Below are 12910 nucleotides of genomic sequence, written 5' to 3'. Positions count from 1 at the left end.
CAGCGGGCTCCGGGCCCTCACAGCCCGGCCTGATCCAGCCAGCTGCAGGCCGCTGCGGCGGCCTGCGCGCCGTCGGCGGCGGCGGTGGTGAGCTGCCGCAGCTCCTTGGTACGGCAGTCCCCGGCGGCAAAAACCCCGGGGGTAGAAGTCCGGCAGTCCTCTCCCGCCCGCACATAGCCCGCCGCGTCCAGCTCCGCCAGATCCGCAAAGACCCGGTTGTCCGGCTCCTGCCCCACCGCCACGAAAAGTCCGGTGACCGGCAGCCGTTCCCGGACGCCGCCCGCAGCGGTGAGCTCCACCCCGGTGAGGCTGTCCGCACCCTCCAGGGCTGTCACCTGGCGGGACAGGCAGAGCGTGATGTTCTCCCGTTTTTTGAGGGCGGCGACATGGCAGGGCTCAGCCCGAAATTCCTCCCGCCGATGCACGAGGTAGACCCGCCCGCACCGCTTGGACAGGAAGAGCGCCGCCTGGAGGGCGCTGTCCCCTCCCCCGGCCACCGCCACATCCTCTCCGGCGAAAAAGGCCCCGTCGCACGCGGCGCAGTAGCTCACCCCGTTTCCCACCAGGCGTTCCTCCCCCGAAAGGCCCAGCTTTCGGTGCTTCGCCCCGGTGGCCAGAACGAGCGCCCTGCCGGAAAACGATCTCCCCCCGGCGGTGAGGACGAACCCGTCCCCCGTCCGCCGGGCGGCGGCCACCCGTTCCAGCTCGGCGTCCGCCCCCAGATCCAGCGCCTGTCCCGTGAGGGCATCGGCGAAAGCCATGCCGCTGATGGACGGGATCCCGGGGTAATTTTCCACCAGCGGAGAGGCGGTGATCTGTCCCCCGAAGCCCCCGCCCTCCAGCACCAGGACGGATCTGCCCGCCCGGCGGGCGTAAAGGGCGGCGGTAAGTCCGGCGGTCCCTCCGCCCACGATCAGGATGTCATACATGGGCCGCACAGCCCTCCGCATAGCCCTTGATGTTGGAGGCGTTGGCATAGACCTCCGCACCGCCCCCCGCGACGGGCACCACCAGGGTGGGGGCCTGCTTTACCCCGCTGGCCCGGGCCAGATCGGGCTGCTCCTCGGCATCGATGCGGCGGAAGGAGATCCCCGCCCGCTCCAGGGCCGAAACCGCCAGCCGGCAGTTGGGGCAGGTCTTGGTGGTGAAGAGCAGCGGCTCCCCCCCGGAGGCCGCCGGTTCCGCCCCGCGCTCCTCCGTCTCCGGCCCGGTGTGGGTCAGCCGGGAGGCTCCGATGTCGTAGACCTTCCGCTCCTTGTACTCCTGGAGTTTGCCGTCGTTCCAGTTCTGCACCGGGCGGTAGTAGCCGGTGATGCGGCTGTATACCTCGGTGGCCTGTCCGCAGTGGGGGCAGGTGTGCTGCTCTCCGACCAGATACCCGTGCTCCCTGCACACCGAATAGGTGGGAGAGAGGGTGTAGTAGGGCAGCTTGTAGTTCTCCGCGATCTTCCGCACCAGCGCGGCGGCCGCTTTCCAGTCGGGGAGCTTCTCTCCCAGGAAGGCGTGGAACACCGTGCCCGAGGTATATCGGGTCTGGAGATCGTCCTGGACATCCAGAGCGGCAAAAATATCCTGGGTATAGCCCACCGGCAGGTGGGAGGAGTTGGTGTAGTAGGGGGTGCCTCCGGGCTCGGCGGCGGTGATGATGCCGGGGTACTTCTCCACGTCGTGCTTGGCCAGACGGTAGGTGGTGGACTCGGCGGGTGTGGCCTCCAGATTGTAGAGATCGCCGTACTCCTCCTGGTAATCGGAGAGGCGCTCCCGCATGTGATCCAGCACCTCCTTGGCAAAACGCTGGGTCTCGGCGTGGGTCAGGTCCTTTTTCAGCCACCTGGCGTTGAGTCCCACCTCGTTCATGCCGATCAGACCGATGGTGGAGAAGTGGTTTTCGAAGGAGCCCAGATAGTGCTTGGTGTAGGGATAAAGCCCTTCGTTCAGGAGCTTGGTGATGACGGTGCGCTTGGTCTTGAGGCTCCGGGCGGCAATGTCCATCATGTGATCCAGCCGCTTGTAGAAGTCGGCTTCGTCCTTGGCCAGATAGGCGATCCGGGGCAGGTTGATGGTGACCACGCCCACACTGCCGGTGGACTCGCCCGAACCGAAGAAGCCGCCGGACTTCTTCCGCAGCTCCCGGAGGTCCAGCCGCAGCCGGCAGCACATGCTCCGCACGTCGGAGGGCTCCATATCGGAGTTGATGTAGTTGGAGAAATAGGGAGTGCCGTACTTGGAGGTCATTTCAAAGAGGAGACGGTTGTTCTCGGTCTCGCTCCAGTCGAAGTTCTTGGTGATGGAGTAGGTGGGAATGGGGTACTGGAAGCCCCGGCCGTTGGCGTCCCCCTCGATCATGGTCTCGATGAACGCCTTGTTGACCATGTCCATCTCTTTTTTGCAGTCGCCGTAGGTGAAGGGCATGTCCTTCCCCCCCACGATGGCGGGCAGGTTCTTCAGGTCCTCAGGCACGGTCCAGTCCAGGGTGATGTTGGAGAAAGGGGCCTGCGTGCCCCAGCGGCTGGGGGTGTTGACGCCGTAGATGAAGGACTCCACACACTTTTTCACTTCGTAGTAGGACAGGTTGTCCGCCTTGACAAAGGGAGCCAGATAGGTGTCGAAGGAGGAGAACGCCTGGGCGCCCGCCCACTCGTTCTGCATGATGCCCAGGAAGTTGACCATCTGGTTGCACAGGGAGCTCAGATGCTTGGCCGGAGAGGAGGTGATCTTCCCGGGCACGCCGCCCAGCCCCTCTCGGATGAGCTGCTTCAGGCTCCAGCCCGCGCAGTAGCCGGTGAGCATGGAGAGATCGTGGAGGTGGATGTCCCCGTCCCGGTGGGCGCTGGCCACCTCGTCGTCATAGATCTCGCTGAGCCAGTAGTTGGCCGTGATGGCCCCGGAGTTGGACAGAATGAGGCCCCCCACCGAGTAGGTCACGGTGGAGTTTTCCTTCACCCGCCAGTCTGTGACCTTCACATAGGAGTCCATCACCGCCTTGTAGTCCAACATGGTGGACTTCATATTGCGGATCTTCTCCCGCTGCTTGCGGTAGAGGATATAGGCCTTGGCCACGTCGGCGTAGCCCGCCTCGCTGAGGACCTTTTCCACGCTGTCCTGGATGTCCTCCACTGCCACCTTGCCGTCCCTGATCTTGTCCTCAAAGTCGGCGGTGACCCGCAGCGCCAGCAGGTCGATGACGCTGGGGTGGTACTCCTTGATCTGCGCTTCAAACGCCTTGGTGATGGCCGCCGAGATCTTGGAGATGTTAAACTCCGCGATCTTGCCGTCCCGCTTGATGACCTGATACATATCCGATGCCCCCCGCTGTTCTCTCAAATATTGTGACCGTTCAGTTTCCCATTATATCATCCCTGCCGGTTTCGTCAATATGTAGTTTCGCCGAAACTGCTTCACACAATATCTTGTTATATACCTCGAAGAGCCGCGTTCGGGATGAAATTCGACAGGATGGAGCGGAATCCAATCATTTCCTCCTCACCAAACGGGGAGAGCCCGGTTCCGATGAGGTCGCCCGAATCCTGAAACCCCTGAAGAAAATAGGGCTCATCCCCCGCCAGCCATGCTCCGATGGCCTGAAAACAGTCTGAATCGTGGAGCGGCCGGACCACCGTGGTGCGGAACTCAAAGGGCAGCCCGCCTTTCATCAGAAAGCCGGCGCTCTCCCGAATGGGGGTCAGATCCAGCCCGGGCACCCCCGCCGTCTCGGCGTAGCGTTCCGGGGCGTTTTTGATGTCCATGGCCACATAGTCCACCAGTTCCTCCTCCGCCAGCGCCCGGAGAACATCGGGGCGGGCCCCGTTGGTGTCCAGCTTCACGGCATACCCCAGGGCCTTGACCCGCCGGAGAAAGTCGGGCAGGGCGGGCTGGAGCGTGGGTTCGCCGCCGGTGACGCACACCCCGTCCAGCACTCCCCGCCGCTTTTCCAGCAGGGCAAAGACCTCCCCTTCGGGCACCTCCGCCCCCGCCCGTCCGGGCAGCACCAGAGAGGCGTTGTGGCAGAAGGGACAGCGGAAGCCGCAGCCGGGGGTGAACACGGTGCAGGCCACCTTTCCCGGGTAGTCCAGCAGGGTCAGGGTCTGGAATCCTTCGATCTTCATGGCAGAGCCTTCCTCTCTTCCTCGGTCTGAAATTCAGTCATGGTCCCCCAGTAGCGCTTGGGCATATGGGTCATACGGCACTTGGGATTGTACCGCCCCTCAATGGAGATCTTCTCATAAAAGCTCCGCCACAGCTTCCGCCAGCCCAGCTCCTCTTCTCCCGCCGGGCCCAGGCGGAAGTCCTCCACCGGCAGGATGGCCCGCTTTCCGGCGGCGTAAAAAAACGCCTCTCCGTGGGTGCGGTCGTAGAGGGCCAGCTTCTCCCCCGACAGCCGGGCGGCAAAGTGGTTGGCCAGCAGGGGGAGCACCCGGTTCCTTGGCTCGATCTCCCCCGCCAGCACCCCGTCCAGCTCGGAAAAGCGGACAAAGCCCTTCAGATGATCCACCTCGGTGTCCAGCTTCCGCAGGGCCAGCATCACCCGGGCCACGGTGGGATCGGCCAGATCCATCCGCACCCGGTCCCCTTCTGCCAGCCCCCGGCGGATGAGGGTATCGAGGTCCAGCTCCCGCCTGGGCAGGCAGGTGAGGAACCCCTTCTCCACCAGACGCTGAAATTCCGGCGAGACCTTCTCCCCCAGCGCCCGGTACACCCGCATGGCGCGGGCCCGGTCGGTCTCCACCGGCCGCTCCGGCCAGAGGGTGACGGCGCCGTCTGCCCGGGTGAGGAACTCGGCCGGGAGCTCCCGGTGGGCGTAGAGTTCAAAAACACAGGTGAGAAAGCCCCCGAAGGAGCCGTCATAGCGGCAGCATACCTGTGTCATTGTAGCACCTCCTTCCGACGGACGCAATGGCGCGGCGGCCGTCATGTCAGGGCCGCCGCGCCGTCAAAGAGACTCAGCTGCTCCCAGCTCTCTCCGGGCAGCGCCGCCCGCTCCAGCCCCGCCAGACGCCGGTACACCCCCTCGGGAGAGCACCGCAGTCCGGGGAGCATCCGCCCCGAGCAGGTGAGGAAGTACTGGGCCCGCTTGAGCACCACCCCCAGCCGCTTGAGCCCTTCGAAGGTCAGCGGCCCGCACCGCCGGGCGGTGACGATGCGCCGGGCCGAGGTCACCCCCACCCCCGGCACCCGGAGCAGGGCCTCGTAGTCCGCCCGGTTGACCTCCACCGGAAAATGCTCCAGGTGCCGCAGGGCCCAGTCGCACTTGGGATCCAGCGCGCTGTCAAAATTTTCGTGCCCCTCATCCAGCAGCTCCTCGGCGGAAAAGCCGTAAAACCGCAGCAGCCAGTCGGCCTGGTAGAGCCGGTGCTCCCGCAGCAGGGGAGGCCGGAACCCCGCCGGGGCGGGGAGGAGCTTGCTGTCCGACACCGGCATGTAGGCGGAGAAAAACACCCGCTTGAGCCGGTACTTTTGATAAAGCCCCTGGGTGAGGGCCAGGATGCGCCGGTCGGTCTCCGGCGTGGCCCCCACGATCATCTGGGTGGCCTGCCCCGCCGGGGCGAACTTCGGCGCGCCCCGATAGAGCTTCAGCTCCTGCCGGGACCGCTCCGCTCCGTCCCGGATCTGGGCCATGGGGGCCAGAATGGACGCCTTGGTCTTGTCGGGGGCCAGCAGCTGAAGGGACCGCTCCGACGGCAGCTCGATGTTCACGCTCAGTCGGTCGGCCAGCAGCCCCAGCTGGTAGGTGAGCCCGGAGTCCGCCCCGGGGATGGCCTTGGCATGGATGTAGCCGCCGAAGCGGTACTCGGTGCGCAGCAGCCGCAGGGCCTCGATCATCCGCTCGGTGGTGTAATCCGGACTTTTCAGCACCGCCGAGGAGAGAAACAGCCCCTCAATGTAGTTGCGACGGTAAAACTGGATGGTGAGCTCCGCCAGCTCCCGGGGGGTAAAGGCCGCCCGGGGCACGTCGTTGGAGCGGCGGTTGACGCAGTAGGCGCAGTCGCAGCGGCAGTGGTTGGTCATCAGCACCTTTAAAAGGGAGATGCACCGCCCGTCCGCAGAAAAGGAATGACAGCACCCGGCGTTGGACGCGGTTCCGATGCCTCCCCGCTGCCCGCCGCGCGTCACCCCGCTGGAGGTGCAGGCGGCGTCATACTTGGCGGCGTCGGCCAGAATGTTCAGCTTGTCCATCAGCTCCATGCGTCGCCCTCCAATCGAACGTTTGTGCTTTTATTATAGTACGTGCGTTCGATATGTCAAGGGGAAAAATCTGGCGCTCAGTCCCGAAAAAAGGACCTCCGCAGGTCCTCGGCCGCCCGGGGGGCCTTTTCTTCGGGCAGTCCGGCAAAGCCCAGCACCAGAGTGCCCGGGCGGGGGACCGCCCGCTGGCAGTATTCCCCCAGGCCCCGGACCCGGTAGCCCGCCTCCGCCGCCCGGCGTTTCAGCTCCTCCTCCCGCCGCCCCGGCAGGGTGAACAGCAGATGCAGACCGGCGTCGCTCCCCCGAACCTCCCCCCAGCCGGACAGGGCCGCCACCAGGGCGTCCCGCCGCTGGCGGTAGAGATTGCCCACCCGGCGCAGGTGGCGGCTGTAGCTCCCGGAGGCCAGAAAACGCCGCAGTGCCTCCTGCTCAAACCGGGAGACCGTAGCCGCCCCGTGGCCGAATTTGTCCCGGTAGCGCTTGAGCAGCTCGGGCGGCAGAATGAGGTAGGCCACGCGGATGGAGGGGGCCAGCGTCCGGGAAAAGGTGCCCACATAGATGACCCGTCCGCCCTCGTCCAGCCCCTGCATGGCTGGGATGGGCCGGGAGGCATAGCGGAATTCCGAGTCGTAGTCGTCCTCAATGAGATAGCGCCCAGGAGCCTCATAGGCCCAGCGAAGCAGCTCGGAGCGCCGCCCCACCGGAGTGGCCACCCCCAGGGGAAACTGATGGGAGGGAGTGACATAGGCCACGTCGGCGCCGGAGGAGCGCAGGGCGGCGGGATCCAGCCCCCGCTCGTCCACCGGCACCGGCGCATAGGGCCGCCGCAGATTTTCCAGCAGCAGCCGCAGGGAGGCGTAGCCCGGATCCTCCAGCGCGAACACCGCGTCGGGCAGAAGCTGGAGGAGGATCCACATCAGCGCCTCCATCCCCGCCCCCAGCACCACCTGTTCCGGGGTGCAGTTCACCCCCCGGTACTGGTGGAGGAAGCTGGCCAGTGTCCCCCGGAAGGCCCAGTCCCCCTGGCCGTCTCCCCGTTGGAGGAGCGCCGGGTTTTCGTACACCGCCTCCTTGGAAAGCCGTGCCCAGGTGGCGTAGGGAAACTGCTCGGTGTCCACCGCGGAGGTGGAAAAGCAGTCGTCCAGAGCGGGTCTGCTTTCGGCGGGAGCCCGGACCGGGGCGGGCGGGGGCGGTTCCGTGGGGATCATGGTGAGGGCGGGGGTGACCCGGTAGCCGCTGCGGGGGGCCGACTCCAGATACCCCTCCGCCGTCAGAAGGCCGTAGGATTTCTCCACCGTGGTCAGGCTCACCCCCAGATGCTCGGCCAGCCGCCGCTTGGAGGGGAGCTTCTCCCCCTCCGGCAGCGCGCCCGAGCGGATCTGGGCCACAATATAGCGGTAGAGCTGCTCATACAGGGGGGCGGAATCGTCAAATTGGGGCGTCAGTTCCGTCATGGCTGTTTCCTCCATTTTGACCCCTTTAAAAAGATAAAAACTGGATATTTTCAAAGGGTCAGATTTTGCTATCATAGTACCAGAACAAAACGAAACCGTCAAGGAGGTCCTTTCCATGAGAGAGAACAGCGAAAAGCTCCGCCGCCTGGTGACGACCGCCCTCTTCGCCGCCGCCATCACCGTCACCACCGCCTATATTCTCCACATTCCCCTCCCCACCGGAGGCTATGTGCACCTGGGCGACGCCCTCATCTATCTGTGCGCCTGCCTGCTGCCCGCCCCCTGGGCCATGGCCGCCGGCGCCGTCGGCGCCGGTCTGGCCGACCTGCTCACCGCCCCCATGTGGGTGGTGCCCACCCTGATCGTCAAGTCGCTCATCTGCCTGCCCTTCACCAGCAGGAGCCAACGGGTGCTCTGCCCCCGGAACGTGGCCGCCATCTTTCTTTCCGGCCTGCTCTCCCCCGCCCTCTACGGCGTGGCCAACGTCCTCTTCGCCGGCACCGTGAACGCCTTTCTGCCCCAGTTCCTGGGCACGTTGGTCCAGGCGGTGGGCAGCGGTTTGATGTTCGCCGTGCTGGCCTACGGCGTGGACCGGATCGGCCTGAAAAAGCGGCTGACGGCAGCATGAGCCGCCCCGCCTTGCATTTTTTCTCCAAAGAGGGTATCATGTGTGTACTTTGACTTGAGGTGATGCCCATGCGGCTCTTCGATACCCACGCCCACTACTATGACGACGCCTTTGGCTCCGACCGGGACGAGGTGCTCTCCGCCCTCCCCGCCGCCGGGGTGGAGCGGGTGGTCTGCCCCGGCTGTGACCTGCCCACCACCCGGCAGAGCCTGGCTCTGGCCGAGCGATACCCCTTTCTCTATTTTGCCGCCGGGCTCCATCCGGAAAATCTGGAGGGGGCGTCCCTGTCCGACCTGGACGGGGTGCGGGCACTGGCCCGCCACCCCAAATGCGCGGCCATCGGAGAGATCGGGCTGGACTACTACTGGCTCAGGACGCCGGAGGAGCGGGCCAACTCCCGGGACTTTTTCGCCGCCCAGCTGGCGCTGGCCGGGGAGCTGGACCTGCCCGCCATCGTCCACGACCGGGACGCCCACAGGGACACCCTGGACCTGGTGCGCGCCCACCCCGGCACCCGGGGGGTATTCCACTGCTGCGCCCTCTCCGCCGAGGACGCCAAGGTGGTGGAGAAGCTGGGCTGGTACGTCTCCTTTACGGGAAACGTCACCTTCAAAAACGCCCGCCGGGCGCTGGAGGTCATCGCCGCACTCCCTCTGGAGCGTATCATGATCGAGACCGACAGCCCCTACATGGCCCCCGAGCCCTTTCGGGGGAAGCGGTGCGATTCCCGCTATGTCTTCCGGGTGGCCGAGACCATCGCCCAGGTGAAGGGCATTTCCACTGAAGCGGCGGCCGAGGCGACCTATCAAAACGCCCTGCGATTTTTTGGATTGGAGGATACCTCGCTATGATGACCATTACCTACGAGTATGAGGGGGCGCTCTACGTCAACCTCACCAACAAGTGCGACTGCGCCTGTGTGTTCTGCCTGCGCCACAACGGCCACAAGGGCAGCATCTACGCCGACGACCTGTGGCTGGAGCACGAGCCCAGCCGTCAGGAGGCGCTGGACGACCTGCTCTCCAGGGATCTGTCCCAGTACCGGGAACTGGTGTTCTGCGGCTTTGGCGAGCCCATGTTCCGCTGGGACGACGATGCCTGGCTCATCGACGAGCTCAAGCGCCGGGGGGTGAAGCTGCCCCCTGTGCGCATCAACACCAACGGCCACGCCAACCGCTTCCTGGGCCGGGACGTGACCCCGGAGCTGAAGGGCCGGGTGGATGTGATCTCCATCTCCCTCAACGGCTCCAACGAGGCCGAGTACACCGCCGTCACCCAGCCCTCCACCGGCAAGCAGGGCTGGGCGGACATGCTGGACTTTACCCAAAAGGCCGCCCGGTACGTCCCCGAGGTGGTGATGACCATCGTCAACAAGGACAAGACCGCCGAGGACATTGCCCAGTGCCGCGCCCTGGCCGAGCGGTTGGGGGCCACTCTGCGGGTGCGGGAGTATATTCCCGACTGATTTTTTGTAAGCGCCAATGCATCTCTTTTCGATCAAATAGCTTAAGGGCATCGCCGTTCCAGCGGAACGGCGATGCCCTTAATTGCGTTCTGCCCCTATTCTTTCCCATCCACCGGGATGGAGCGGTCTATGATTTCCACTTTGGAAGTCCTTCCCATCAGCTCATAGTACCTTCTCCAGTCTCTCAGCGACTGGAGCGGGATCATCTCCCCATTCAGCTGAAGATACTCCTCGATCTGTTCCGGCCCAAAGGGACAGTCGTAGTCCCGTCCATCCTTGACGATCACGAATCCAGCTATGACATCCACGTCAACTCCCTGGATCACAAATTCCAAAAAATGTCGTGTTTTGTACTGCTGATCCGGCTTCGGAGGCGCCAGCACCCCCATGGGCAAAAGCTGTTCTTTCAGCTTTTCCACGTCACTTTCGCATACCATAAGATCAATGTCATGAAAAACGTCCACGATTCCTCTCAAATATAACAGCATGGATGCACCGACGGCCCAGACCACATTTCTTTCATTTAAAACATGCGCGATCTTCGTCGGCACATTCAATTTCTTCTCCAAATCATCCACTCTGTCTCCCCCTCCGCTTCCGCCGATCGTCCTGCGGGCCATAAGCCCGCCAGGGGCCACTGCAAGTGTACCACAGCGATCCCGTGCAATCAAACGCATTTTCCCGCTTCCCTTGCGCTCTGTCCCGGCCTGTATTATGATAGCAGCAGAAAGGACGGTGATCCCATGCCCAGCCGGCAGGCCCTCTTCTGGCACCCCCGGCCCTACGACCTCCCCGCCTCCGACGCCCTCTTTCTCCGGGCGGCGGCGGACAACTGCGCCTATCACATCGCCCACTGCCCCGGCTACGCCGCCATCTGCCGGCGTCTGGACTTTGACCCCAAAAGCCTCCGCTCCACGGAGGATCTGGCCCGGATCCCCGTTCTGCCCACCCTGCTTTTCAAGCGGGAGGCCCTCTTTTCCATGCCGGAGAGACGGATGGCCATGCGGGTCACTTCCTCGGGCACCAGCGGAACATTCAGCCGTATCGGCTTCGACTGGGGGAGTCTCCTGGCGGAGGTCCCCATGGTGCTGCGGCTGGGGGCGCGGCACCGGCTCATCTCCGGCGTGCCCGCCCACTGCGTGGTGCTGGGCTATCAGCCCCACCGGGACAACCACGCCGGGGTGACCCGCACCATGTACGGCCTGACTTTTTTCTCTCCGCCCCTGAGCCGCACCTACGCCCTCCAGCGGAGGGGGACGTCCTACATCCCCGACCTGGACGGGGCAGCTCACGCTCTGGAGCGGCTGGCCGCCTCCCCCTTCCCCACCCGGGTCATCGGCTTCCCCTCTTACCTTTGGTTCGGTTTGCAGCAGTTGGAGGCGCTGGGCCGGACCGTCCGGCTGCGCCCCGGCTCCCGGATCATTCTGGCGGGCGGCTGGAAGGAGCACGGCGCGCAGGAGGTGGCCAAATCGGCCCTCTACGCCGCGGCGGAGCGGGTGCTGGGCGTCCCGCCCGATCACATCCACGAGCTCTTCGGCGCGGTGGAGCACCCCGTCTTTTACAACGCCTGCCCCAACCACCGCTTCCATGTCCCCATTTACAGCCGGGTGCTCATCCGGGACCCGGAGACCCTGGCGCCGCTCCCCATGGGGGAAGTGGGCCTCATCAACCTCATCTCCCCCCTGATGACCGCCACGCCCACCCTGAGCGTCATGACCGACGACCTGGGCTATCTGGAGCCGGGGGATGCCTGCGGCTGCGGCATTCCATCTCCCGCCCTCACCATCGTGGGCCGGGTGGGGATGTCCGACATCCGTACCTGCGCCGCCGGGGCGGCCGAACTTCTGGGAAAGGGGGAGATGGGATGATCTTCGCCCACGGCTCCCTGCTGCCCGACAGCCGCCTCCCCGGTCTTCTGGCGGGATTGGAGGGGGAGCTCAACGCCGCCCTCGCGGGGCCGCCCCTCCCGGCGGAGACGGTGCTCGCCGCCCTGGACGCCCTGGGCCGCCGCCTGGCTGCCGGGGAATTTGACGCTCTGCTGCGCCGGTTCCTCCCCGCCGGGGAGCTGGCCCGTCTGGGGGAAGTGCTCCCCCTCTTCACCCGGGATGTCCTGGAGGAAAAGCTCCGCGCCGAGTTGGGGCCGGAGCGGTTCTCTCCCCGGGAGAGACGGCAGACCACCGCCCGTTTTCTGCCCCTGGGCGTCCTGCTCCATGTGGCCGCCGGAAACCAGCCCGGGCTGGGGCTGTTCAGCGTGGCCGAGGGCCTGCTCACCGGCAACGTCAACCTTTTGAAGCTCCCCCGGGAGGACAAGGGGCTGTCCCTGGCGGCCCTGTCTCTCCTCACCGAGGCCGCCCCCGAACTGGCCGGCTTTGTCTACGCCTTCGACCTGCCCTCCTCCCGGACCGCGGAGCTGAAGGCCCTGGCCGGGCTGGCCGACGGCATCGCCGTATGGGGCGGAGACGGGGCGGTGGAGACCTTCCGCCATCTGGCTCCGCCGGGGTGCCGGCTCATGGAGTGGGGCCACCGGCTGAGCTTCGCCTACCTGTCCGGCCCTCCCGCGGCCCAGGAGCTGGACGCGCTGGCCGCCCACATCGCCGCCACCGGGCAGCGGCTGTGCAGCTCCTGCCAGGTCATTTTTCTGGACACCGGCGACTTTTCCGCCGCCCGGGCCTTTGCAGAGGCGTTCCTCCCCCGGCTGGAGCGGGCGGTTTTGGCCCGGCGGGCCGGGCCATGGGAGAGTGCCCGGGCCGCCCTCAGCGGCTACACCGCCTTTCTGGAGCGCGTCACGGCGGGCCGGGAGCCCGGTGAGGCCTTCTTCCGGGGCCGGGGCTGCTCGGTGACCGCCCGGCCCGACCGGGAGCTGGAGCTCTCCCCCATGGAGGGGAACGTCCTGGTCAAGCCCCTCCCCCGCTCTGAACTGCTGCCTGTCCTCCGGCGGCAGAAGGGGCGGCTCCAGACTGCGGGCCTCCTCTGTGCGGAGGAGGAGCGGGAGGCCCTGACCGCCCTTCTGGCCCGGGCGGGCGTGACCCGGATCACACGGGCAGGCCGCCTGTCCGACGCCTTTCCCGGCGAGGGGCACGACGGGGAGTATCCCCTGCGCCGCTATCTCCGGGTGGTGGATGTGGAAAATTAAGGATCCCGCCGTCCGGGAGCCTGTCACCACACCGCACAGAAAATCAA

General features: G+C 65.7%; 12 protein-coding genes. 5 read left to right on the top strand and 7 right to left on the bottom strand.

What is annotated here, in order from left to right:
• Positions 1-17 precede the first annotated feature (17 nt).
• The 6 genes from ACQRD3_RS04720 to ACQRD3_RS04695 all read right to left on the bottom strand — a co-directional run bounded on the left by ACQRD3_RS04720 (position 18) and on the right by ACQRD3_RS04695 (position 7637).
• The gene (locus ACQRD3_RS04720; RefSeq protein WP_427780139.1) at positions 18-929 is read right to left on the bottom strand and encodes an NAD(P)/FAD-dependent oxidoreductase; all 912 of its coding nucleotides are present in this window, start codon (positions 927-929) and stop codon (positions 18-20) included.
• The gene (locus ACQRD3_RS04715) at positions 922-3297 is read right to left on the bottom strand and encodes a ribonucleoside triphosphate reductase (protein WP_427780138.1); all 2376 of its coding nucleotides are present in this window, start codon (positions 3295-3297) and stop codon (positions 922-924) included. The genes ACQRD3_RS04720 and ACQRD3_RS04715 overlap by 8 nt, the downstream gene beginning before the upstream one ends.
• Before the next feature lie 116 nt (positions 3298-3413).
• The gene (locus ACQRD3_RS04710) at positions 3414-4106 is read right to left on the bottom strand and encodes an anaerobic ribonucleoside-triphosphate reductase activating protein (RefSeq protein WP_080906425.1); all 693 of its coding nucleotides are present in this window, start codon (positions 4104-4106) and stop codon (positions 3414-3416) included.
• A complete protein-coding gene (locus ACQRD3_RS04705; protein ID WP_080906426.1) occupies positions 4103-4867 on the bottom strand; it encodes a TIGR03915 family putative DNA repair protein in 765 nt (254 codons plus the stop codon). Before ACQRD3_RS04705 ends, ACQRD3_RS04710 begins: the two co-directional genes overlap by 4 nt.
• A gap of 41 nt (positions 4868-4908) precedes the next feature.
• Positions 4909-6183: a putative DNA modification/repair radical SAM protein gene (locus ACQRD3_RS04700; protein WP_427780135.1), complete on the bottom strand. Its 1275-nt coding sequence runs from the start codon at positions 6181-6183 to the stop codon at positions 4909-4911.
• Positions 6184-6260: 77 nt separating this feature from the next.
• Positions 6261-7637: a PLP-dependent aminotransferase family protein gene (locus ACQRD3_RS04695; protein ID WP_427780133.1), complete on the bottom strand. Its 1377-nt coding sequence runs from the start codon at positions 7635-7637 to the stop codon at positions 6261-6263.
• Positions 7638-7752: 115 nt separating this feature from the next.
• Here ACQRD3_RS04695 and ACQRD3_RS04690 point away from each other — a divergent pair, with 115 nt between their 5' ends.
• The 3 genes from ACQRD3_RS04690 (at position 7753) to ACQRD3_RS04680 (ending at position 9730) form a co-directional block, all read left to right on the top strand.
• Positions 7753-8265, top strand: coding sequence for a TIGR04002 family protein (locus ACQRD3_RS04690; protein ID WP_080906429.1), 513 nt, complete (start codon positions 7753-7755; stop codon positions 8263-8265).
• Positions 8266-8333: 68 nt separating this feature from the next.
• Entirely contained in the window at positions 8334-9116 is a 783-nt protein-coding gene (locus tag ACQRD3_RS04685) for a TatD family hydrolase (RefSeq protein ID WP_427780132.1), read from the top strand.
• Complete coding sequence (locus tag ACQRD3_RS04680) at positions 9113-9730, top strand: TatD family nuclease-associated radical SAM protein (protein WP_427780130.1); 618 nt, start codon at positions 9113-9115, stop codon at positions 9728-9730. The genes ACQRD3_RS04685 and ACQRD3_RS04680 overlap by 4 nt, the downstream gene beginning before the upstream one ends.
• 95 nt (positions 9731-9825) lie before the next feature.
• Here ACQRD3_RS04680 and ACQRD3_RS04675 read toward each other — a convergent pair whose 3' ends face one another.
• Positions 9826-10308: a hypothetical protein gene (locus ACQRD3_RS04675; RefSeq protein WP_427780128.1), complete on the bottom strand. Its 483-nt coding sequence runs from the start codon at positions 10306-10308 to the stop codon at positions 9826-9828.
• Positions 10309-10473: 165 nt separating this feature from the next.
• Here ACQRD3_RS04675 and ACQRD3_RS04670 point away from each other — a divergent pair, with 165 nt between their 5' ends.
• Positions 10474-11598, top strand: a complete 1125-nt coding sequence (locus ACQRD3_RS04670; protein WP_080906432.1) for an acyl-protein synthetase — start codon at positions 10474-10476, stop codon at positions 11596-11598.
• A complete protein-coding gene (locus ACQRD3_RS04665) occupies positions 11595-12863 on the top strand; it encodes an acyl-CoA reductase (protein ID WP_427780126.1) in 1269 nt (422 codons plus the stop codon). The genes ACQRD3_RS04670 and ACQRD3_RS04665 overlap by 4 nt, the downstream gene beginning before the upstream one ends.
• The last annotated feature ends 47 nt before the right edge of the window (positions 12864-12910 follow it).

Source organism: Candidatus Pseudoscillospira sp. SGI.172 (genome assembly GCF_050313575.1).
Lineage (GTDB): Bacteria > Bacillota > Clostridia > Oscillospirales > Oscillospiraceae > Vermiculatibacterium.
This window is presented reverse-complemented; position numbering and strand designations above follow the sequence as displayed.